26 protein-coding genes and 1 pseudogene are annotated in these 21,165 nt (G+C 69.6%); 10 read left to right on the forward strand and 17 right to left on the reverse strand.

Annotated features, from left to right (window positions below):
* From C1I93_RS15125 to C1I93_RS15145, 5 genes and pseudogenes are all read right to left on the reverse strand, one after another.
* Positions 1 to 233 (reverse strand): annotated as a pseudogene (locus tag C1I93_RS15125) (hypothetical protein); the annotation flags it as partial.
* Positions 217 to 756 carry an RNA polymerase sigma factor gene (locus tag C1I93_RS15130; protein WP_111243926.1) on the reverse strand — a complete coding sequence of 180 codons (540 nt, stop codon included), beginning with the start codon at positions 754 to 756 and terminating at the stop codon, positions 217 to 219. The pseudogene C1I93_RS15125 and the gene C1I93_RS15130, both read right to left, overlap by 17 nt.
* Before the next feature lie 55 nt (positions 757 to 811).
* Entirely contained in the window at positions 812 to 1,591 is a 780-nt protein-coding gene (gene trpA / locus C1I93_RS15135) for a tryptophan synthase subunit alpha (protein ID WP_119663572.1), read from the reverse strand.
* A complete protein-coding gene (gene trpB, locus C1I93_RS15140; protein ID WP_111243941.1) occupies positions 1,588 to 2,781 on the reverse strand; it encodes a tryptophan synthase subunit beta in 1,194 nt (397 codons plus the stop codon). The genes trpA and trpB overlap by 4 nt, the downstream gene beginning before the upstream one ends.
* A gap of 75 nt (positions 2,782 to 2,856) precedes the next feature.
* On the reverse strand, positions 2,857 to 3,615 hold the full coding sequence (locus C1I93_RS15145; RefSeq protein ID WP_181445179.1) for a GntR family transcriptional regulator: 759 nt from the start codon (positions 3,613 to 3,615) through the stop codon (positions 2,857 to 2,859).
* Between the two features lie 213 nt (positions 3,616 to 3,828).
* On the opposite strand from C1I93_RS15145, the gene C1I93_RS15150 reads away from it, so the two are divergent.
* The gene (locus C1I93_RS15150; protein WP_146603509.1) at positions 3,829 to 5,457 is read left to right on the forward strand and encodes a hypothetical protein; all 1,629 of its coding nucleotides are present in this window, start codon (positions 3,829 to 3,831) and stop codon (positions 5,455 to 5,457) included.
* Positions 5,458 to 5,513: 56 nt separating this feature from the next.
* Here the strand turns inward: C1I93_RS15150 and C1I93_RS15155 are convergent, their stop codons facing one another.
* The 6 genes from C1I93_RS15155 to C1I93_RS15175 form a co-directional block, all read right to left on the reverse strand.
* Positions 5,514 to 5,981: an alpha/beta fold hydrolase gene (locus C1I93_RS15155; RefSeq protein ID WP_223256158.1), complete on the reverse strand. Its 468-nt coding sequence runs from the start codon at positions 5,979 to 5,981 to the stop codon at positions 5,514 to 5,516.
* Complete coding sequence (locus C1I93_RS32490) at positions 5,947 to 6,222, reverse strand: alpha/beta fold hydrolase (RefSeq protein ID WP_223256159.1); 276 nt, start codon at positions 6,220 to 6,222, stop codon at positions 5,947 to 5,949. Before C1I93_RS32490 ends, C1I93_RS15155 begins: the two co-directional genes overlap by 35 nt.
* Positions 6,215 to 6,682, reverse strand: coding sequence for a hypothetical protein (locus C1I93_RS15160; RefSeq protein ID WP_111243929.1), 468 nt, complete (start codon positions 6,680 to 6,682; stop codon positions 6,215 to 6,217). The genes C1I93_RS32490 and C1I93_RS15160 overlap by 8 nt, the downstream gene beginning before the upstream one ends.
* Before the next feature lie 58 nt (positions 6,683 to 6,740).
* Positions 6,741 to 6,992 (reverse strand): ferredoxin, encoded by a 252-nt coding sequence (locus tag C1I93_RS15165; RefSeq protein ID WP_212808436.1) that lies wholly within the window; start codon positions 6,990 to 6,992, stop codon positions 6,741 to 6,743.
* On the reverse strand, positions 6,989 to 8,212 hold the full coding sequence (locus C1I93_RS15170; RefSeq protein ID WP_111243943.1) for a cytochrome P450: 1,224 nt from the start codon (positions 8,210 to 8,212) through the stop codon (positions 6,989 to 6,991). Before C1I93_RS15170 ends, C1I93_RS15165 begins: the two co-directional genes overlap by 4 nt.
* Before the next feature lie 257 nt (positions 8,213 to 8,469).
* Positions 8,470 to 9,447 (reverse strand): trypsin-like serine peptidase, encoded by a 978-nt coding sequence (locus tag C1I93_RS15175; RefSeq protein ID WP_420811693.1) that lies wholly within the window; start codon positions 9,445 to 9,447, stop codon positions 8,470 to 8,472.
* Between the two features lie 411 nt (positions 9,448 to 9,858).
* Here C1I93_RS15175 and C1I93_RS15180 point away from each other — a divergent pair, with 411 nt between their 5' ends.
* Together C1I93_RS15180 and C1I93_RS32930 are read left to right on the forward strand one after the other, a co-directional pair.
* Positions 9,859 to 10,419, forward strand: coding sequence for a zinc-binding dehydrogenase (locus C1I93_RS15180; RefSeq protein ID WP_309148200.1), 561 nt, complete (start codon positions 9,859 to 9,861; stop codon positions 10,417 to 10,419).
* Positions 10,416 to 10,607: a zinc-binding dehydrogenase gene (locus tag C1I93_RS32930; protein ID WP_309148201.1), complete on the forward strand. Its 192-nt coding sequence runs from the start codon at positions 10,416 to 10,418 to the stop codon at positions 10,605 to 10,607. The genes C1I93_RS15180 and C1I93_RS32930 overlap by 4 nt, the downstream gene beginning before the upstream one ends.
* Positions 10,608 to 10,776: 169 nt before the next feature.
* Here the strand turns inward: C1I93_RS32930 and C1I93_RS15185 are convergent, their stop codons facing one another.
* Positions 10,777 to 11,508 (reverse strand): hypothetical protein, encoded by a 732-nt coding sequence (locus C1I93_RS15185; protein WP_111243931.1) that lies wholly within the window; start codon positions 11,506 to 11,508, stop codon positions 10,777 to 10,779.
* Between the two features lie 111 nt (positions 11,509 to 11,619).
* On the opposite strand from C1I93_RS15185, the gene C1I93_RS15190 reads away from it, so the two are divergent.
* The gene (locus C1I93_RS15190; protein WP_111243932.1) at positions 11,620 to 12,105 is read left to right on the forward strand and encodes a MarR family winged helix-turn-helix transcriptional regulator; all 486 of its coding nucleotides are present in this window, start codon (positions 11,620 to 11,622) and stop codon (positions 12,103 to 12,105) included.
* A 65-nt stretch (positions 12,106 to 12,170) separates the two neighbouring features.
* Here C1I93_RS15190 and C1I93_RS15195 read toward each other — a convergent pair whose 3' ends face one another.
* Entirely contained in the window at positions 12,171 to 12,917 is a 747-nt protein-coding gene (locus tag C1I93_RS15195) for a DUF8817 family protein (protein WP_111243933.1), read from the reverse strand.
* 232 nt (positions 12,918 to 13,149) lie between these two features.
* A complete protein-coding gene (locus C1I93_RS15205; protein WP_181445180.1) occupies positions 13,150 to 13,458 on the reverse strand; it encodes a hypothetical protein in 309 nt (102 codons plus the stop codon).
* Between C1I93_RS15205 and C1I93_RS31620 the strand changes: the two genes are divergently transcribed.
* Together C1I93_RS31620 and C1I93_RS15215 are read left to right on the forward strand one after the other, a co-directional pair.
* Entirely contained in the window at positions 13,448 to 13,777 is a 330-nt protein-coding gene (locus C1I93_RS31620) for an alpha/beta fold hydrolase (RefSeq protein WP_181445181.1), read from the forward strand. The genes C1I93_RS15205 and C1I93_RS31620 overlap by 11 nt on opposite strands.
* Positions 13,770 to 14,420: a VOC family protein gene (locus C1I93_RS15215; protein ID WP_223256160.1), complete on the forward strand. Its 651-nt coding sequence runs from the start codon at positions 13,770 to 13,772 to the stop codon at positions 14,418 to 14,420. Before C1I93_RS31620 ends, C1I93_RS15215 begins: the two co-directional genes overlap by 8 nt.
* A gap of 285 nt (positions 14,421 to 14,705) precedes the next feature.
* Here the strand turns inward: C1I93_RS15215 and C1I93_RS15220 are convergent, their stop codons facing one another.
* Positions 14,706 to 15,347 (reverse strand): GNAT family N-acetyltransferase, encoded by a 642-nt coding sequence (locus C1I93_RS15220; RefSeq protein ID WP_181445182.1) that lies wholly within the window; start codon positions 15,345 to 15,347, stop codon positions 14,706 to 14,708.
* A complete protein-coding gene (locus tag C1I93_RS15225; protein ID WP_111243945.1) occupies positions 15,344 to 15,559 on the reverse strand; it encodes a hypothetical protein in 216 nt (71 codons plus the stop codon). The genes C1I93_RS15220 and C1I93_RS15225 overlap by 4 nt, the downstream gene beginning before the upstream one ends.
* Positions 15,560 to 15,959: 400 nt before the next feature.
* Here C1I93_RS15225 and C1I93_RS15230 point away from each other — a divergent pair, with 400 nt between their 5' ends.
* The 4 genes from C1I93_RS15230 to C1I93_RS15245 all read left to right on the forward strand — a co-directional run bounded on the left by C1I93_RS15230 (position 15,960) and on the right by C1I93_RS15245 (position 19,389).
* Entirely contained in the window at positions 15,960 to 16,859 is a 900-nt protein-coding gene (locus C1I93_RS15230) for a helix-turn-helix domain-containing protein (RefSeq protein WP_223256161.1), read from the forward strand.
* On the forward strand, positions 16,852 to 17,049 hold the full coding sequence (locus C1I93_RS15235) for a DUF397 domain-containing protein (protein ID WP_111243937.1): 198 nt from the start codon (positions 16,852 to 16,854) through the stop codon (positions 17,047 to 17,049). Before C1I93_RS15230 ends, C1I93_RS15235 begins: the two co-directional genes overlap by 8 nt.
* Before the next feature lie 283 nt (positions 17,050 to 17,332).
* A complete protein-coding gene (locus C1I93_RS15240; RefSeq protein ID WP_111243938.1) occupies positions 17,333 to 18,109 on the forward strand; it encodes a hypothetical protein in 777 nt (258 codons plus the stop codon).
* Positions 18,110 to 18,243: 134 nt separating this feature from the next.
* Complete coding sequence (locus tag C1I93_RS15245; RefSeq protein ID WP_111243939.1) at positions 18,244 to 19,389, forward strand: cellulase family glycosylhydrolase; 1,146 nt, start codon at positions 18,244 to 18,246, stop codon at positions 19,387 to 19,389.
* A 69-nt stretch (positions 19,390 to 19,458) separates the two neighbouring features.
* Here C1I93_RS15245 and C1I93_RS15250 read toward each other — a convergent pair whose 3' ends face one another.
* Positions 19,459 to 21,111, reverse strand: coding sequence for an Ig-like domain-containing protein (locus C1I93_RS15250; RefSeq protein ID WP_111243940.1), 1,653 nt, complete (start codon positions 21,109 to 21,111; stop codon positions 19,459 to 19,461).
* Between the last annotated feature and the right edge of the window lie 54 nt (positions 21,112 to 21,165).

The following is a 21,165-nucleotide window of genomic DNA, read 5'->3' on the forward strand; positions in this document are numbered from 1 at the left end:
GGTAGCGGCTGCTGCCCACCGTCGACGGCCCGGGACAGGCGCTGCCATCCCGCCTCCACGTCGGTGCTCAGCCGCACGTCCAGCGCCGCGGTGGCGCGTGTCGCGTCCTGCCGGACGGCTGCCAGTCCGGATCGGCAGACCGGGCAACCGGCGATGTGCTCGCGGTCGGTGTCGGCCACACCGGCCGGCTCATCGAGCAGCCGACGCAGGGTGCCCTCATTCGGATGGCGCATCACGGTTCAACTCCTCGCGTAGGGCGGACTCGGCGCGTCGCACGGTGGTGCCCACGCTGCCGGGGGAAAGATCGAGAGCGGCGGCGACCTCGGCGTAGCTGAGACCGCTGTGCCGCAGGACGAGGGCGACGGCGTGCCGGTGCGGCAGGCGGGCCAACGCCGCGCGTACCCGGCGGCGTTCTTCCCGGGTCACCACGGCGTCGGCGACGTCGGGACAGACGTCGTCCTGACCACCGGCGACGTGTTCGCGTACGGTGCGTCGACGGCGGGACCGGACGTGGTTCAGCGCGGTGTGCGCCGCGGCGACCGACAGCCAGCCCGCCGCCTGCCCTGCCGGCACCGAGGAACGCCCGAACGCGAGGAACACCTCCTGCGCCACGTCCTCGGCCTCGGTACGGGAACCCAGCACCCGGGCCGCGACCCCGACCACCCGGGGGTAGGTGCTGCGAAACACCTGTTCGAGGTCGGCCCGGACCGAATCGGGTCCGACTGCTGCCGAGCGGACCACGGCTTCCTCCTCCATACCTGCGAAGCACCGCCGGCGCCCCGGATGTGACACCGACGATGTGCTCACCCTGTCATCCGGCCGGCTCCAGAGCGGCGCGTAGCTGGGCCAGGAACGCGCCGAGCTGCGCCGTCGTCGCCCCGTCGAGCAGGCGGCGCATCAGCGCCGAGCCGACCGCGATGCCGTCGGCGTACCCGGCCGCCTCGGCCGCCTGGCCCGGTGCGGCGATGCCGAAGCCGAGCACCACCGGCAGATCGGTCTCCTCTCGCAGGCAGCGCACCAGCTCGCGGGCGGACTCGTGCGGCCGCGAGCGGGCGCCGGTGGTGCCCATCAGGCTGACCGCGTACACGAAACCCCGGCTGCGTCGGGCGATGTCGGCACACCGCCGCAGCGGGGTCGACGGGGCGGCCAGCAGCGCAAGGTCCAGCGCGTGGGCCTGCGCCGCCGCGGCGACCGGCGCCATCTCGTCGACGGGCAGGTCCGGCACGATCAGGCCACCCACCCCGGCGTCGGCGAGAGCGGCGCAGTACGCGTCGGCACCGGGACGTAGCACCAGGTTGGCGTAGCTGAACGCGATCACCGGCACCGGCGGCGCCACCCGGGCGATCTCGTCCAGGATCCGGCGGGTGGTGGCGCCCCGGCGCAGCGCCTGGTCCGAGGACTGCTGGATGACCGGCCCGTCCAGGGTCGGATCGGAGAACGGGAAGCCGATCTCGATGGCGTCGGCACCGGCGTCCACCGCGGCGCGGAGCAGGTCGCCCCAGTCGTCGGTGACCCCGCCGGTCACGTACGGCAGGAGTAGTTTGCGTCCGGCGTCCCTGGCGGCGCGGGTCCGGGTCTCCAGCGCGTTCACGACAGCTCCATCAGGGTCGCCATGTCCTTGTCCCCGCGGCCGGAGAGGGTGAGCAGCACCGTCGCGTCCGGTGGGATCGTGCCGTCGCCGGCGGCGCGGATCACCCAGGCGACCGCGTGCGCGGACTCCAACGCGCAGAGGATGCCCTCGGTGCGGGCCAGCCGGTGCGTGGCGGCCAGCACCTCCGCGTCGTCGACGCAGACGTAGCTGGCCCGGCCGAGGTCGGCCAGGTACGCGTGCTCCGGGCCGACGCCCGGGTAGTCCAGTCCGGCCGCGATCGAGTGGGCCTCGGCGATCTGCCCGTGTTCGTCCTGGAGCACCTTGGAGCGGAATCCGTGCAGCACGCCGGGGGAGCCGGCGCTGATTGCCGCGCCACCTGCGGCCTCCACGCCGACCAGCAGGGCCGGTGTGTCGACGAAGCCGGCGAAGGTTCCGGCGGCGTTGGAGCCACCACCGACACAGGCCACGACGAAGTCGGGGGTGCCGGTGGCGAGGTCGGCCGCGCACTGCGTGCGGGCCTCGTCGCCGATCACCCGTTGGAACTCGCGGACCATCCACGGATAGGGGTGCGGGCCCATGGCTGAGCCGAGACAGTAGTAGGAGTCCTCGACCGAGGTGACCCAGTGCCGCAGCGCCTCGCTGCACGCGTCCTTGAGGGTGCGGGTGCCGGAGGTCACCGGGATCACCTCGGCACCGAGCATCGTCATCCGGAAGACGTTGAGCTGTTGCCGTTCGATATCCCGCTCGCCCATCAGCACCGTGGTCGGCATGCCGAGCAGGGCACCCGCGGTGGCGGTGGCCACGCCGTGCTGGCCCGCGCCGGTCTCGGCGATGAGACGTCGCTTGCCCATCCGTCGCGCCAGCAACGCCTGGCCGAGCACGTTGTTGATTTTGTGGGAGCCGGTGTGGGCCAGGTCCTCCCGCTTCAGCAACAGGTTGACGCCGAGTTCGGCGGAGAGGCGCGCGGCCGGGGTCACCGGGGTCGGCCGTCCCACGTAGATCGCCAACACGTGACGTAGCTCGGCCCGGAACAGTGGATCGGCCCAGGCGTCGGTGAACGCCTGCTCGACCTCTGCGCAGGCGGGGACGAGGGACTCCGGGACGAAGCGTCCGCCGTACTCGCCGAACCGACCGAGCCCGGTGGGTCGGCGGGAGACGGCCGTTTTCGGGCCGGGCAGTAGATGATCCATGACGAACCCCTCCACAGTTCTAGAACAGTAACCCGGTTATAGCAGAACGCTCCGGGGAGTTCTAGAACTGCTGGCTCAGTCCCGCATCGCGTAGCTCACCTGCTGGCCGCCGGCGGCCCGGATGTTCGTGACCACCACGCCGGACCCGGCCAGGACAGCGAGATCGACGACCAGGAGGCGCCGGTCGGCGTCCCGGGTGACCCGCTCGCTGCGCATCGCCGGCTGGCCAGCGGGTATGCCGAGCAGGCCGCCGACCTGCTCGGGCATGGGTACGGCCGCGATTGTCTCCGTCGCCTCGGCCGCCACCGCGCCGGCCCGTTCGGCCAGGACTCCGTACAGCTCCTGGTCGGCGAAGTCGACCTCGCTGATCGCGTCGGCCAACGGCTGCGGAATGTAGGACACCTGATGGATCAGGGGCACTCCACGGATGACCCGGATCCGCTCCAGCCGCAACACCTGACCGCCGGCCGGCATCCCGAACCGGGCCGCCACGTCCGGCGGCACGCCGACGATCTCGCGGCGCACCACCCGGGTCAGCACCTCGATGCCGTGCGCCCGCAGATCGTCGGCGAGGCTGCGCAGGTTGCCCATCGAGTAGGGCACCGGCACCGCCCGCACGTACGTGCCCCGGCCGGGAAGCTGTTCCACCACGCCCCGGTGGTCCAACTCGTCAAGTGCCTGGCGCAGCGTCATCAGGCTGACGCCGTACTCCTCGCTGAGCTGTCGCTGCCCCGGCAGCGCGTCGCCCGGGGCGAACTCGCCCCTCCTGATCCGCGCGATCAGGTCGTCGCGAATTGCCAGGTACTTCGGCGCTCTGCCCAGGATGTCGCCCACGTCGTGCAGCCTATGGCCGCCGCGTCCGCGATCCGTCGCGGACTCCCGGTAGCGGTCCTCACCGCGCATCGTGGCGTTCGGTGCACGCTCCACCCGGATGTGCCGGCCCACTGATTCCTTCGGCGGCGGATATCCACCGTGAACGGTCTAGCGCCAGCAGGCTAAACCGGTTTAGCCTGCTGGCGGCCACACCACCACCGAAGGGACCAGGCGATGTTTTCCACGAAGCGCAGGAGAGGATGGTGGACACCGCTCGCGATCGGACTCGCGGCCTCAGCGGTGTTGACCACCGGCGGAGCCGCGGCGGCACCCTCGTCGAAACCGAAGTCGCCGCCGAAGCTGCCGAGCGAGGCGCAGCAGGTGCCGCCGACCGACTGCACCGCACCGGTCGGCATCGACGCCAACGCGGTGCTACCGGGCTACCTCGTTCCCGACGACACGCTGGGCATCACCTGCGTGCCGTTCACCCAGGTGCCGCTGGAGCCGGCCGGCTACCAGGGTGACTACCGGGTGGACGCCTTCTCCGACCAGGTGCTGCGCGACATGCTGGCGACCTGTGAGGCGGCGCCGCCCTGCTCGGCGATCACCAACGCACAGAGCTACAACCCGCCGCAGTTCCGGCTCACCGGATCGTTGGTGCCGCAAGGCAAGATCGATCCGCACGCGACAAACGTCAACCTGAACGACATCCGGCGGCCCGGCTTCTTCGGTCAGGCCCCGTACCACGAGGGCATCGCCGCGGCCGACAAGGACAGCTACACCTTCGAGTTCGCCGTGCCGGCGGAGCCGTACGAGCGGCTCAAGCGCGGCATCACCGCCCCGGTCAAGCTGCGCGGCTGGTACCTGAAGGGCGCCGGTGTGCAGCAGCCCAACGGGCGCCGCGTGCAGTCCCTGGCGATCTTCGTCGGGGGCCGGTCGGTGGAGACCACCACCGTCCAGGACCCGCGCGACCCGCTCTACGTGCGCTCGGAGAGCACCGGCCGGTTCGAGAACGTCACGTACCCGTCCCGGGGCACCGAGCAGTGGGCGGGCCGCAACTGGCGGCAGTACCTCTACAAGCTCAACCAGGCCGGCTTCGACGTGCTCACGTTCGACAAGCGCGGCCACGGCATCTCCGGCGGCATCTCCGGTGACAACATTCTCCAGCAGGGCCTGGACATGCTGCGGGCGATCGACGCCCTCGACACCGGCGACGGGGTCCGCATCGTCGGCGCCAACGGACGCCAGCTCACCGGCAAGGCCGCGACCCGCGCGCTGGTGCCGAACAACATGAACAAGCTCCCGATCATCCTCGGCGGCCCGAGCCAGGGCTCGGCGGCCACGCAGTGGGCGATGAACGCCAACTTCAACAGGTGGTGCGAACTCGACACCCCCGAGCGGGCGTGCCACAAGCCGTGGGGGCACAACGTCAAGGGCGCGGTGTTGATGGCGGGCTTCCCGGTGGTCAACCCGTCGCTGGCCGAGGCCGCGCGGCGCAAGGTGAACTACACCGTCGGACTGGGCGGCACCTCCGAGCCCCTGGCCGGCATCGGTTCCTGGCCGGCGGTCTTCTTCGGCAAGGGTCTGTTCGACGGGATCCAGGGTCCCTTCCCCACCTTCAACGCCTACCTGCGGGCGCAGGGCGACAAGGAACTCCTCTTCGTCCGTGGCCCGCACTCCGAGGTCGCCTTCGGTCCGGGCAACGTCGCCCTGATGCAGGAGCGGGTGGCGCAGTTCGCCGTCCGCGCGGTGCTCGGTCAGAAGACCAACCAGCCTCGGTACCAGACCCTCAAGGAGGCGGTCGCCGCCAGCCCGCAGATCTGGGAACCGTCCACCCAGCCCACCTTCGAGACCAAGCCGTAGCGTCGTCGGCGTGGGGGTGTCGCGTCGCGCGGCACCCCCACGCCGGTGGGGTCGAGTCAGTTACCGGACGACGCGGCCAGGAAATCGGAGACGATGGCGGCGAGTTCCGCAGGCCGCTCGGCGACCATGGCGTGACTGGCGCCGTCGAGATGCCGCACCCGCAGCACCGGATTGTCCACCGCGCCGATCCGGTCCGCGTTGGCCCGACGGTACGCCGCGTACAGCTCGTGGAACTCCTGCTGCTCGGCGAGGTCCACGGTGGCCAGCACGAGCAGCAGCGGGCATCGGGCGTCCCGGTAGGCGGGGACCAGATCGATCGACTCCATCGCCTCCCGCAGTTGCCCGGTCAGCTCCGGGCCCGGCCGTAGCCGGTACCGGCCGTCGTCGCCGGGTACCAGGTTGCGCTCGAAAGCTGCCACGGTGACCTCCGGGTCGGCCCCGTACCGATGCGCCATCGCCCGCTGTCCGGCCAACGCCGCGGCCACCTGATCAGGGCCGAGTGGCTCGGCGAGCATCGCCGCCATCGCGTCGAAGGTGGCGCTCAGCCAGTACGTCGTCCCAGCGCCACGGCCCGTCCCCGGATCGCCCGTGGCCGCGCAGGTCGACGGCGACCACCCGGTGCTCCGATCGCAGCGCCTCAGCGAACGTGGTCAGCTGGACGAGATTGCCGCCGGCGCCGTGCAACAGCAGCAACGGGCGTCCGGATCCACCGAAGTCGCGTACCGCGATCGGCACGCCCCCGGCGTCGATGAGGCTGTCACGCATGTCGGATTCCCTCCGTGAGTAGTCGGTCTCGCACGGAGGAGCAGCGCACGCCGCCCTCGGGGTGCCGGGCCAACTTGCCGCGCGAGACCAGGTCGTGCACGCCCTGCCGGGTGATGCCGAGCATGGCCCCGGCGACCGCGTACGACACGGCCGGCGCGGTGGGGTGACCGACGCGTCGCGCGACCACCTGCCCGAGCGGGCTGCGCCACCAGTCGAGCGGAGGGTGGAACGGGCCGTCACCGGGATAGAGCGTCGCGACCACTCGCATGATCGTCCCCACCGCCGCCTGGTCGTCCGGGCCGACCATGGTGGTGGCCCAGATCCTGGCGCGCTTGTGGACGGCCGCGCGTAGCGACTCGACGCCCTCGTGCCCGTCGAGCAGGATCTCGAGCGGATCGAGCAGACGTATGTCGATAAGTCTGGTGAGCTGCTCGATCAGTTCCTGGCGGCTCGGTGGCACGCTTCCTCCTCCATTGCTTGACAGTCATCGTCAAGCACTTGACGGCCCTCGTCAAGTGTTACCGCGGAAGAGCCTCCGCTGAGGCGACCCGGATCGCGCCGGACGGGCAGAGGTCGGCGGCGCGTCGGGCCCGCGCACCGCTCTGCGGTGCCAGCGTGGTGGCGCGCAGCAGCACCAGCCCGTCGGCGTCGTCCTGGGCGAAGACCTCCGGTGCGACACGGACGCAGTTCCCCGATCCGCAGCAGGCGTCCCGATCGACCGCCACCTGCACGGTGGTCTCCGCGCGGCCCGGCCGGTCGACGGCCGTCACCAGGTCACCGGGAGCGTGTCGAGGCCGAAGACAACCGAGTGCTGCCGGGTGCTCAGCTCCTGCGGGCTCGCCGTCACCCGCAGCTGCGGGAATCGGCGGGCCAGTGCGACAAGCGCGATGCGCAGTTCGGCCCGGGCCAGTGGCTGGCCGATGCACTGGTGCACCCCGAAGCCGAAGGCCACCTGCTGATGCGCCTGCCGGTACGGATCGAACCGCTCCGGGTCGTCGAAGACCGCCGCGTCCCGGTTGGCCAGGGAGATCAGGACGATCGCGCCCTCACCGGCCCGGATCAGCTGGCCGCCGACCTCGACATCCTCGGTGGCCGCCCGGAACAGCCCGGTCCGAACGATGCTGAGGTAGCGCAGCAACTCCTCCACCACGCCCGGCGCCTGGTCGGGCTCGTCGCGCAGCGTCGTGAACCGTCCGTCGCGGGTCAGCAGCAGGACGCTCAGCCCGATCATGTTGGCGGTGGTCTCGTGGCCGGCGACGAGCAGCAGCAACGCCATCCCCACCAGCTCTTCCACGTCGAGTTCGCCTGGCTCGATCCGCTCCCGGATCAGTCGGCCGAGCAGGTCGTCCGCCCCGTCGGGATGGGCCCGTTTGGTGTCGATCAGCGCCCGCAGGTAGTCCCGCAACTCCGCGACCTCGCGAATGAGCCGCTCCGTCGGCGTCTTGCGATCGAGCAGGGTGCGGCTGCGGGCCTGAAAGAAGTCATGGTCGGCGTAGGGGACGCCGAGCAGGTGGCAGATCACCATGGACGGCAGCGGCAGGGCGAAGGTCGAGACCAGATCGGCCGGAGGGCCGGCGGCGGCCAGGTCGTCCAGCGCCTCATCGACCGTACGCTGGATCAGCGGCTCGATCCGGCGGACATTTTTGATCATGAATTCCGCGGTGAGCATGCGACGCAGTCGGGAGTGCTCCGCGCCGTCCATCTGGATGAAGTTGCCACGCGTGTCCCTGGTTTCCGCGGGCGGCAGCGGGCGCAGCAGCGGGAAGCCCGCACGGGTGAAATCGGCGCTGAATGCCGGGTGGCGCAGCAGTTGGCGGACGTCGGCGTGCCGGCTGACCAACCAGGCGGTGGTGCCGTTGGGCAGCCGCACCTGACGCACCGGACCGTCGTAGTGGGGCCGCTCGGCCTCGTCCAGTGGCGCGAACGGGTCTCGGGCGGCGTGGACCGGCGGCCATTGGGGCAACTCCGCTTCCACGATGGGCGTCGTCATCTCGGTAACCTCCGATGGCAACAGCAGGTAGCGATGACGTCGCTGTACGTTACCCATCGGTGGTTGTCGACACAATCCCCTTCCGGCGGATGGCGTGCCGCCCTGCCTCGCCGCGACCGCTGACGCGTCGACTCACGCCCTTTGTCAAAGGTTGTCCAGCGCTGAAATGGCCGTATTCACAAACCGTCGTCCGGTCAAATTCTCGCGCGCGGAGAGTCCCGGCCCTTCGGCCGGGACCCTCCTGTACGTGGGGTGCCTTACGCCGGGGAGAGGCCCTCCGCGAAATCGTACAGGCTCTTGATGTCGTCATCGAAGTACGGGCCGTCGAACTGACCGTTTCCGGGATTGTCGCCGTGGCTCACGACACTGTTGATGTATCCGAATCCGGTCTGATCGTTGTATTCCTGCAGCCAGGGTCCGCCGCTGGAACCGTAGGTCATGTTGCAGTACATCCGGATCTGCTGGCCGCCAGCGTTCCAGGTGGTGCTCTGGCAGTAGTACTGGCTCTCGCCGCCGCCGAGGTTGGACGGGTAGCCGAGGGCGGTCACCGAGACGCTGTAACCCCAGTTCCAGCGCAGACCGTGGCCGCCGACCGTGTCGACCACCTTGGCACCGTAGGAACCGCCGTTGTACATGACGGCGATGCCCATGTCCTCGGCGTAGCTGCTGCTGTTGATCCAGGCCGTACGGGTGTTCAGGCTGGACGCCACGAAGGTGCCGAACGGGCGCACGCCGTTGCGGTACCGGGGAACGAACTGCCAGTTGCTGTACCACTGCCCGCCGGCGCCCTGGTGCACGCAGTGGCCCGCGGTCATCACCAGCCGCCGCTTGCCGCTGGCGACCGTGCTGGCCGAGCAGGAGGCGGTGCCGCCGTTGGGCATGGTGAAGTAGACCTTGCCGACGGCCTGCGACTCGTTGAGCATGGTCCTGACGTCGCCGCCCTGGACACTCGGCGCCATGGGCTTGACCGTGCCGGCCGGACCGGTGGGCTTCGGCGTGAGACTCGCCGACTCGGCGGCCTTCGGCGACCTCGCGAAGGTCAGGTCGACGGCCGAGGCCATCCGCTCCGGGGTCCAGAACTCGGCGACCTCCTTGGCGATCTTCTCGTTCGTGATCGCGCGGCCGTCACTGGTGCGGGCGACGGAGCTGGTGTTGCCGTTCCGGTCGTTCGTCTCCGGACTTGCAGTGGCGGCCGGAGCGCCAGTCAGGACCAACGCGGCGGACAGGCCAACCATCGCGGTCCAGCGCAGGGCGAATTTCAAGAGGACCTCCCTTTTTCTTGCCTCCCGATCGGGGGCCACCGCAGCTTATTGACCGGGATCCATTGATCACAACGTTGTGAACAAGTCGGATCGTGGACGTAAAGATGAACAAGCTCGCCACCTGGGGCGGGGCATTGCTCCGACGCGAATGTGCCACAACTTCGACTTGTTCAACGACCACATTCAATCCATCACGGCGCATACGAAAAATTCCGAGAAGCGCATCAAGGCATTTAATTCTTGTTACGACAACTCTTACCGTGAGATCTGCCCCTCCATCCAGCTTTGGCCGTATTCGAGCAGTCGCCCGTGGTGCGCGTTGACTTCAACTAAACGTGAAGTTGCACACTGACGACGGCGTGTCGTACGAGGTGGGGAGCAGCTATGCGGGTGGTCCAGGTGGTCGGTTTCGGCGGCCCCGAGATGCTCGTCGCAGGCGAGGCGCCGGATCAGGTGGTCGGGCCTGGCCAGGTCGTGATCGAGGTGGCGGTGGCGGGCGTGACGTTCGTCGAGACTCAGATCCGGCGTGGCCTCGACAGGTGGCATGACCGGCCGCAGGTGCCGTACGTGCCGGGCGGTCTGGTGGCCGGCGTGGTGAGCGCGGTCGGCGCGGCGGGTGGGGTGGGCAGCCTGCTGGTGCAACTCGCCTGGACGGCGGGAGCGCGCGTCGTCGGGGCCGCTCGTGGCGGCCGGAAACTCGACGCGGTGAAGGAACTGGGCGCCGACGCGGTGGTCGACTACTCCACCCTGGACTGGACCGACCAGGTGCGCGAGGCCACCGCCGGCGCGGGACCGGACGTGGTGTTCGACGGGGTGGGCGGCGAGATCGGGCGGGCCGCGTTCGAGGTGACGGCCCGCGGCGGCCGTTTCTCGGTGCACGGTGCCGCCAGTGGCGAGTCACCCACATCGATCCCGAACAGGCCCGCCACCGGGGTGTGGAGGTGATCGGCATCGAGCAGCTTTTCGGGTTCCGGCCGCATCTGGTGCGTTGGGCGCAGCAGATTATGTCGCAGGCGGAAGCCGGGGTGCTCCACCCGGTGATCGGCCAGACCTTCCCGTTGGAGCGGGCCGCTGACGCGCACGCCGCGATCGAGAACCGCAGCACCCTCGGGAAGACACTCATCCTCGTCTGAGCGCCGGACGGTCACCGGGGCAGGGCTCCCAGCCCGGCGAGTAACTCCTCCCGCTCGGTCAGCCGCCAGGTGCCGTCGGCGTCGACCTCGGCGAGGCCCTGCTCAAGCTCCGCGGTCATGTCAGCGCCGGAACACCCGGTTGGATCAATGCCGCGTAACCCATGCCCGCTCACCCCCGGTCGCGCTGTCGGCCGCCCGAGCACAGATCGTCGTCGGTAGGCGCGGTGCAGGTGTGTACGAGGCGGTGGAAGGCAGGCAGGGCACGCATCCCGTTGGCGTCGAGCGTGCCGCGGACGAAGCGGTGGAAGCTGGGGCGGGTGAGCTGTCCGATGAGGAACCGGAGCGGCCCGGCCGGCAGCCGCACGTAGTTGACGAGCGCGAACGGTGACGCGCCGGCAGGGCGTAGCGCGGTGGAGTTGTCGACTGCGGTTCTGCTGGTGTACCAGCCGGTCAGCGAGCGCCAGACGGCTTCGGCGTCGACGCCCGCTCCGGCGGTGAAGTGGTTGAACAGGAAGGTGCCGTCGGTGCGGGCCTCGGTGTCGCCGATGCGGGCCGCGTTGACGCCGGCGAGGATCTGCTCGCCACCGAGCGCGGAGACCTCGGCGCAGGCGCGTACGGTGTCGAGCTGCTCCGCGCCCACCGTGCGTATCAGCACGGCGAGGTTGTAGCGGGGCACGCCAGGCAGCGGCGGGATGAGCACCGCCCGGTAGACGTTGACGCGGGCGACGTCCGGGCGACGGGCGAGCGCGGCGGCGGCGGCCACCAGCTGTGCCGCCTCGCGACGCCGATGAGGCGTGCGGGTGTGCACGGGGAAACGCTGCGCCGGCTCCGCCTGCACTCCGAGGTAGATGAATCCGTACGGCTCCGGGTCGACGAACCGGGGCGGCGGATAACGGGTCATGGCTCCTCCGTGCTGCTGACGGTGGTGGGGGCGTCCTGCTGGCGATGGCAAGTTAGGGAGCAAGGGTGACTGTTACCCTAGCTGACAATTACATGGGCGTACAATGCCGGAATGTCCGACGACGCGCCAGGCGCGATCCGGCCACTGGTCGGCCGCGCCAACTTCCTGCTGTCCCAGCTCGGGTTCCACATCGCACAGGCGTTCACCGCGCGGTTGGCGCCGCTGGGCATCGGGCCGAACCACTTCGGGCTCCTGATGCACCTCGAACGCGCCGAGGGAAGCACTCAGCAGCAACTCGCCGACGCGCTGGGTATCCACCGCAAGGTCATGGTCGGCCTGCTCGACGACCTGGAGCAGCGCGGCCTGGTGGAACGTCGGAAGCATCCCGCTGACCGTCGCGCCCACGCCATCCACCTGACCGCCGCCGCCGGGAAACTGCTTCCCCGCGCGCGCCGTATCGCCGATGAGCACGAGGACGAGGTGCTGGCACCCCTCGACGAGGATGAGCGCCGCGACCTCATCACCGCCCTGCGGCGGCTCGCCGAGCACACCGGAAACCCACCCGGCGTCCACCCCGGCCTGCGGGGTGGTTGGTAAGGAGGGGCCCCCTTTTAACGCCTGATGTAGTAAAGGGGCCCCCTCCTAACATGTGTGTCCGAGTGTCAGGGTGACCCGGGTAGCCACGGGTCGAGGACGCCGGGATCGTCGACGGTCAGTCGGACCTCTGCCACTTCCTCGGCGGTCAGTGGCAGCGCACGCAGCCGCTCGCCCCACTCGGGCACCAGGTCCCGCTTCTCCAGTGCGGTCGACAACTCGATCAGGGCGGCGAGCGCCTGGGCCTGTTCGACAACCGGTGCGACGTCCCCGTGCCGGCGCAGCCCCGAGTTCAGCGCCCGGAAAGAGGCCAGTTCGTCGCGTTTGAACTCGCGCAGGATCCGGGCGTTGTCCAGCACCCGGGCCAGCCCGGACAGCCGTCGCGACCCGCCGTACTCCAGTTCCTCCGGTTCGTCGCGACGGATGAAGGTGATGGTGTTGCCGGACGGGTCGACGATGCTGAAGCGCGACGCACCCGGCCGGTAGCGGGTGATCCGCGGCAACCCCCGGGCGAGCACCTTGCCGTACGCGCCGCGCATCGCCGCGGTGAATGCGGCATGGTACGGCGCGACCGCGTCGACCATCACCAGCGCGCCGCAGCCGGTCGAGGCCGACGTGTCGAACCCGTGCGGTGCCCGACCGTAGTGCAGCTCGAAGCCACTGAAGCCGAAGGCCAGGTAGAGGTACGGCTTGCGCTGCTCCCAGGTGACCGCGAAGCCGAGCGCCCGCCAGAAGGCGAGCGTCTCGTCCACCGCCACGCAGGGCAGCAGCGGCACGGCGGTCTCGTTCGGCTGGATCTGTTCATCGATGGTCATCGGTGATTCTCCCGGTCCGGTTGGCGTCCCGGCCAGTCTGGTCGGCCCACGTCGTGGTACCGGTCCCCAGCAGGAGGGACGGGTTCGACACGAATCTGATCTGTGGGCGCCGGTTGCGTTGCCGCAGGGGCCGCTGCGTTGCACAGTCGTCGGTGCCGATCAGGGCGCTACCGCCGTGCTGCTGCACGGCTATCTGCAGGACTCGCGGGTATGGCAGCCGATGGTGGATCACCTACCGAGCGGCATCACCTCGATCACTCCGGATCTGCCGCTCGGCGGCCACCGTCAGACGTCGCCGACGCCGACGCCGACGCCTGGTCGCCGCGCGACGTCCCGCCCGTGCCAGCGCCGTCGCGGTGCGGCCCGGGTCGGCCAGCGGGCCTGCGGAGCACAGGTGGTACGCGAGGCGTTCGGCGACGGCGTCGTCGGCCGGATGGGCTCGTTCGAGCGCGTTCGCCACGCGTAGATGCAGCCGGACGGTCAGCTGCCGACCGATGATCTCGGTGACTGACTCGCGGATCAGGTCGTGGGTGAAGCGCAACGAGAACGGGTCATCCGGCGCCTACTCCAGCAGGCCGAGCGCCTGTAACGGCTCGAGGTGGCTGATTGTCGCCGGGCAGCGGCCGATCACGTTGAGCGCCAATGCCACCCCGACGGCCGGGGCGGCCTGGCGGGCCCTGCCGAGTTGGGCCGTCGTGGGGACCGACGACCTGGTGATTCCCGCCAGCACCCAGCGGTCGATGGCCGAGCGGGCGGGCTCGAAGATCTTCGAGGTCGCCGCTTCGCACGTGTCGATGGTGTCGCATCCGGAGGCGACCGTGTCGGCGATCCTGGCCGCGGCCGAACACGTAGGTGGCTGAGCCGGCCGATGTCGGACTTCTCGGCGGGCAGACCTTCCTGGCGGTGACCGGCCGGGACGACGCGGGCCGGGATGACGCGGCTTGGGTAGCGTTGCTCACCAGACGCGCCCGCACCGAGGGTGGAACACCACGCGGCGGCCTCCGCCCCGACCCGTTGGAGATCGACACCGTGAACTCGTCCGAGCAGTCCACGTCCCCGCCGGTCCGTCAGCTGCGACTGGTCGTCGAAGCCGACGACTACGAGGCGGCGGTGGCCTTCTACCGTGACGTGCTCGGTCTACCGGAGCAGGCCGCCTTCTCCAGCGGCGACGAGGCCCGGGTGGTGATCCTGGATGCCGGACGCGCCACCCTGGAGATCGCCAACCCGGCACAGAAGCGGATGATCGACGACGTCGAGGTGGGACGGCAGGTCGCGCCCCGACTGCGCGTGGCCTTCGAGGTCGAGGACACCGCAGGCACCACCGACCGCCTGGTGGCCGCCGGCGCCACCCAGGTCGCCCCACCCACCACCACGCCCTGGCAGTCGGTCAATGCCCGCCTGGACGCGCCGGCCGGCCTGCACATCACCCTCTTTCAGGAGCTGCGTACGCTCGACGAGCGCACCACCCTCGACGGCTTCGGCACCAACCCCACCCACTCCTGACAGGCGTCAGCCCCCGCACCACTCGCCGTTTCGGGGTGCGGGTGGTGCGGCAATCTGGTGTGTGTGGGGGATGCGACGGGGCTGTTGGAGCGGGTGTGGCGGGCGGAAGCGGCCGGCATGCTTGGGGCGCTCGGGCGCTGGCTGGGTGACTCGACCGGGCCGATTCGGCCAACCTGCATGTCGAGCCGGTGCAGGTCACGGATTGCGGCATGTGGGGGTGTCCGGGCTGGCGGAAGCCGCGAGTTGCGGCATCTCGTGCAGGCGGCTGCCGCCCCGCGGCGCTGTTCACAGTGATCGGCGGCGTGGTCGGGTGGGTGGAGCGGGGGAGCGGCGGTGACCGGCGCTGGTGCCGCGCCACATGGGCCAGATGATCGGGCCGGAGTCGGGCAGGCTCGTGCCGGGGCCGGTGGTGTAGCCGTGGCGGACGAAGAATCGTCGGCTGTGCAGGCCCGTCGCCGCCAAGTGTGCCGGCAGGTGCCATTGCCCGAGGCGACGATGATGCGCCGCGAGCAGGGCGCTGCCGAGGCCCTGCCGCTGTCGTCGCGGATCAACGGCAAGGTAGGCGAGACAGTGATGCGGCCGCTCCGGCTGCCCGGCACCGAGCACCTCCTCCAGCAGCGCGAAGTTCGGCGCGTGACCACCGGCGATCGCCTCCAGCACGGTACGCCGCTCGTCCCGGCCGACGATGGGTGTCGCTGGCCGGGCGTACCAGATGGCCACGGCGGACTGGGCACCGGCGGTGTAGACCTCACCGTGCTCGATGCCGTTCGCGAAGGCGTCGGCAAAGTACCGATGGTGGATCGTGCGGCGCTCGTCGGGGTGGGGCACCAGCCATTCGGCGAGCGGTCCATCGTGGAACGCTGCAGCGAGTACGGCGATCAGTGGTTCCGCGTCGGTCTTCGTCGCCGACCGTACGGTGTAGCTCACGTCTTCTCCCTGCTGGTCGATGAGAGCCCGAGCTGGCGCAGCAGTGTGCGGCCGCCCGGATGGCGGGCCAACTCCGCCACCGCCCAGGCGTGCTGCCCACACCCGCCCTGCCGGCAGTGGAAACATTTCCCGCCGTCGCGGTGGGCACGCACGGTCAACCGCGCCGACGCGAAGCGATCGACGGCTCGATCGCTCTCCTCGGTGCCGGTCACGACGTACCTCCAGGGGTGAGAGATGCGCGGCCGGGCCCCTTCCCGACACCGACCGCGCACCTCGACCACGGGGGTGCAGGGACCGCCTCCCGCAGGGGGATTGCCGGTGCGATCCCTGCACCCGGCTTTGGTGTTCCATTGCGCCCGTCCGTCTGGAAAGGACGGACCTTTTGAGGCCACTGCCGCCGTCGAGATAAACACGGCGACTTCTGTCTGTCATCGTCTGGTCGCGGTGCGGCAGAATGCAATGCAGTGCGTCGGAACAAATCACGAAAGGAATTACACATTAGCTTGCTCTGTTTGACGTTTTCCCTGGTCAAAGCGGCAAAGCGGGAAATGTGATCACGCGATCCATCGGTTGTGTGCCGAGGGTTGGCAAAATGGTGATAGGAGGCGCTCAGTGTCCGACACGGACGGATCGGCCCTGTTGCGGCGAAGGATCGGCCGCAAGATGGCGACGCTGCGCAGAGAAGCGGGGATGAGCCAGGAGAAGGCGGCCGAGCTTCTGCAACGCAGCCCCGCGACGATTCACCGCATCGAAAACGGTGACCATCGGGTAAGGTTCCGCGACATCGAGGTCAAGGCGATGTGCGAGCTGTACGACACCAGCCCCGACGACCGCGCCGAGCTGCTCGGCCTCACCGCCGAAACCCGCACCCGCGGTGCCAGCGCCTGGTGGCACGACTACACCAACACCCGCATCCCCAGCTGGCTCGGGTTGTACGTGCAGTTGGAGAGCAGCGCCGAGCGCATCCGGGAGTACGGCCCCGAGGCGGTGCCCGGCCTACTGCAAACCCGGGAGTACGCCGCAGAGGTGACGGGCTTGCCGCACGGGTTGATCGACGCGCAGGAGGTCGAGCGGCAGGTCGATTTCCGGATGGAACGGCAACGCCTGCTCAGCAACCCCCGACCGCCGCACCTCTCGGTGGTGCTCAGCGAGGCAGTCATTCGTCGAGTTGTCGGCGGCCCGAAGGTGATGGTCGCCCAGCTCCAGCACCTACTCGACGTGACTCTCTCGCCCAGCGTGCAACTCCGGGTGCTTCCCTTGACTGCCGGCGCGCACGCCGGCATGACCTCCGGGTTCATTGCCCTGGAGTTCCCGCACATGCCCGGCACCTCGGAACCCCTGGAGCCTCCACTGGTCTATGTCGACAGCCTCACCGGCGCGCTCTACCTTGACAAGGCGACCGAGGTGGCGGTCTACAACCTGGCGTGGGACGACGTGACCTCACGAGCGCTCGACGAGAAGTCGTCGAGGATGTTGATCATCGAGACGATGGAGGCATTCACCCGTGGCTGACCCGAGGACTGTGACCTGGCGCAAGAGCACCCGCAGCGGCAACCAGGGAGCGTGTGTCGAAGTCGCCGACGCGCTGCCCGGCGGGGTGGTCGGCGTCCGCGACAGCAAGGACCCCACCGGCCCCGTACTCACCTTCCCGCCCGCATCCTGGACCGCCTTCACCACCACCCTCCGCACCACCACCCGGTAGCCCTCCCGCAGATCACCGCTGGTCCGGTGGCCGCCCCACGTCGGGCGGCCACCACCACGGCCGCGCCCGTGAGGCCTTCCCGTTGCGGTGATGCCGTGGGTGGTACCCGGCGTTCGACTCATCCGCCGGTCGGTTTTCCCTCTACAACGGCCAGCACGATGCGGCTGGCGTGGGCCCGGCAGGCTGCGACGACGATGATCTGACACAGAGCGTGGCGTTGGTGGTTGAGACTGGCGGGATGCTGACGAGGCAGGCGGGGACGGGATGGTCGTCGTGGCGGCACATGCTGACGCATCCCCTGGTCTGGTCGATACCCGTGATGGCCGTGCTCGCGTGGATATCCATGCCGCTCAACGACGCGCTCTACGACTTCTGGGTCAACTACGACCCGCAGGGCGACGCGCAACAGCAGGAATGGTCCCAGGCCACGCGGATCTTCCGGTACACCTCCGGAGTCCTCAGCGGACAACTGTTGGCGCTGCTGGCGGGCACCGCCCTGGCCCGCCGCCATTCTCAGGGGGCCGCACTGGCGGTGGCGGCTGTGCTCGGCGTACTGCTGGCCGGGGTGACCGTGCTGGTGGCGTACCCGATGGCCAGGGCTCGGGAGGCCGGCCACGGCGGCGGCCCGGCGTTCGACGACCCCGTGCTGATGCGGGTGCTGCTGCATGAGCTTGCCGGCTATCCGCTGCTCGCCGCCGCCGGGGTCGGCCTCGGGATTCTGCTGGCCAGCCGCCGGACCAGTCAGCGCATCGCGCTGCTGACCCTCCTCGGCATTGCCTGGTACGGCGCGATGCAGGTCGGCCTGGCCCAGGACGACGAGTTTGCCGGACCGTCGTGGCTGTTGTGGGCTGTGCCGCCGATCGCGGCGGCTACTGCGGTCGCGCTCGCCGGCCTGTCGCTCGACGTGTGGTCCGATCCGCCGGTGCTGATCGGCGACTGGGGCCACAGCGCCGGCATCGCCCTGCTGGCGGGTGCAGGAGCGTACGCGCTCGGCCTGAACCTGCTCGGCGTCCTGGTCGAACGGCATCGACGCCGTCAGGCCAGGGCAGATCACCGTTGATCTGGTGGCCGCCCCCCGCATCAAGACCATGGGCGGCGCGCCATTCGCTTCGTGCGGGTTGATCCGTCGATGGAGCGCCTTCGTATCCATCTCTGTAGCGGATGTGATGAACCAGGCGAAAGGCGCAGGCTCCGATGAACAGATCGAGGTACGGCAGGTCTCGTACGCAAAGCCGACGGTGGCGGCTCGGCGCGGTCGCCGGGGTCGCGGTTCTCGCCCTCGGGGTCGGCTTGGGTGTCGCCTCGGCAGGCGAGGACGTGCCTGCCGCGCAGCCGCCTGCCACTGACGCGTCGGCCACGAACGCGCCCGACGTGGAAGCGCCGGGGGTCCAGGCGCCGGCGGATACGCCGGTGGCGGTGCACGGCCAGCTCAGCGTCTGTGGGTTGCAGTTGTGCAACGAGGCCGGTGAGGCGATCCAACTGCGCGGGATGAGCAGCCACGGTCTGCAGTTCTTCCCGGACTGTGTGAACACCGACTCGCTGGTGGCGCTGCGCGACGACTGGCAGGCCGACGTCATCCGGCTGTCGATGTACGCGCAGGAAGGCGGCCTGGAGACCGACCCGGAAGGCTTCACCGCCAAGGTGAACGGGCTGGTCGACGACGCCACCGCGCTGGGGCTCTACGTGATCGTGGACTTTCACGTGCTCACCCCGGGTGACCCCAACTTCAACCTGGACCTGGCCAAGACGTTCTTCGAGGACGTGACGAGCACCCACGCGGCGAAGAACAACGTGATCTACGAGATCGCGAACGAACCGAACGGGGTCAGCTGGGACGGCATCAAGGCGTACGCGGACGAGGTCATCCCGGTGATCCGCAACAACGCGCCGGAGAGCGTCGTGCTGGTCGGCACCCGTGGCTTCTCGTCGCTGGGTCTCAGCGAGGGCAGCGACGAAACCGAGATCATCGAAGACCCGGTCACCTTCGACAACATCATGTACACGTTCCACTTCTACGCCGCCTCACACGGCGAGGACCGGCGTGCGGTGGTGGCTCGTGCTGCGCAGAGCCTGCCGCTGTTCGTCAGCGAGTTCGGCACGCAGACCTTCACCGGTGACGGCGACAACGACTTCGACAGCACCACCGCCTGGCTGGATCTGCTCAAGGAACACCAGATCTCGTACGCCATGTGGAGCTTCTCCGACGGCCGGGAGACCAACTCGACGTTCGTGCAGGGCACCTGCGCCGGAACGGAGTTCGCGGGCAACGAGGTGCTGACCGAAGCCGGCCGGTACCTGCGCAGCCGGATCCTCACCGGCGTCGGCAACCCCAACGGCTAGGCCGTGTGGTGTCCGGGAGCGTTCCCGGACACCACACCAGGTGTCAGCCAGCCTCGGCGAGTTGATCGCCTAGCGGGGACGGAAGGAACCACGAATGTTGCGAGGAGGGCAGGTGGCGGTGACGACCACGGGCGCCTGCGTCAGTGTTGGCGGTCGGCAGTCCCCGGGCGTCGCCGGCCGCCAGGCCGCGGCCGCGTTGTAGGTTCCGCTGAACGGCCGGTAGGTCTCCCATTGGGAGAGGTCGTTTCCGCCGTCCAGGCCGCTGGCGAGCATCACCCCGGGGATATGACGTTGGGTCTCGATCAGCAGTTTCTGCATGCCGATCACCGGATAGCCGAGCGCGGAGCAGGCCTGCTCCCCGTCTCGCCAGCACGTCCAGGACAGCGCGGGATCGTCGATCGCCCGGTCCGGGTAAGGCGTCGAGAACAGGTCGAACACCACCGCTCCGAAGGAGCCCAATGTCGAACCGACGCTCGCCCAGAAGTCGAGGGCGTATGTGGCGTGCGGCATCGGCTTGGCGCAGACCGCCCGCTCGTCCCGGCAGATCGCACCCGGGCCGGTGTAGCGGCCGTGACTCCAGGCGAGCGCGACGATCGGCGTGATGCCGACGGCCCTCAGTCGATGGACGTACGCGGTCACCTCCTGTTGGTACGGCTCGCCGCCGTAGCGCCGGTCGACGTAGGGCAGGCCGAGCCAGCAGGCTTCGTTGAGCGGGATGTAGACCGCCTTGACGCCGCGGCCGGCGAGCCGGGCGACGGCGTTCGTGTCGACCGGACCGTCCCAGATGCCCTGCCCGTGTACGCATCGGGACTCCGCGCCGGTGCGCGTGAGAGGTGCCAGCCGGCGGGGAGCTGCCGCTTCGATGATCGGGGAGATGCCCCAGAGCTTGTCGCGTACCACGCTGATGTTCGGTGCCTGTCGCCTTTCGCTGGGCTCGTACACCCGAACGATCACCGACAGACTGTTCCGCACCGCGCCTTCGTTGTCGTACGCCCAGGCATCCAAGACATACCCGCCCGCCGGCAGGGCGCGCCACTGCGCGGTGTACGGCGCGGTCGTGTCGGTGCCGAGCAGGACGCGTTCCGACCCCTCGCCCCGGCCGAAGAACTCGACCCGGCTGATCTGTCGTCCCGGTGCCGCCTTGGCGGTGGCTTCCACCGTGATCGTCGCTGGGGCGAAGAACGGGTCACCGACCTCCGGCCGCGTGAGTTCCACGAGCGGTCGGTCCGGGTCCGGCCCGGGACTGGGGCTCACCGTCCAGCTCGGGGTGGGGTTCGGCGTCGGGCTGGGTGAGGCCCATGGCGGCAGCACGGTCGCGCAGGTGATGCCGTTGAGCGTGAAGGCGGTCGCGTTGCCGAGTTTGGCCCCGCGCGTCATGGCGTACTCGATGAAGACCGGGAAGTCCGCCGGCAACACGTCACCGGGCAGGCCGTGCAGGGTGACCTGCTTGCCGTGCTGCTCCCAGGGCTGCTCCGCGAACCGGCCGCCGACGTGTTTGATCTGCTCGGTCACGTATTGAAGCTGAAAGCGGAGCGTCCAGTCGGGCAGTGGTCGACCGACGCTCATGACGCGGATCTCACCGTGGCTCACCGCGCCGGAGCTGTAGCGGTGCTGCATCTCCACGGCACACCCGCTGGCGGCGGACGCCGGAGGCGTCACGGTGAGCAGACCTGAGACGGCGGCGAGCGCGACGGTGACCAGATAGCCGATGCGGTTTCTCATCGAAATCCCCCGAACATCGAAGCCCGTCACTGCGATGATTGGGCGGGTTGGGGC

This window comes from Micromonospora endophytica (genome assembly GCF_003236305.1).
Lineage (GTDB): Bacteria > Actinomycetota > Actinomycetes > Mycobacteriales > Micromonosporaceae > Micromonospora > Micromonospora endophytica.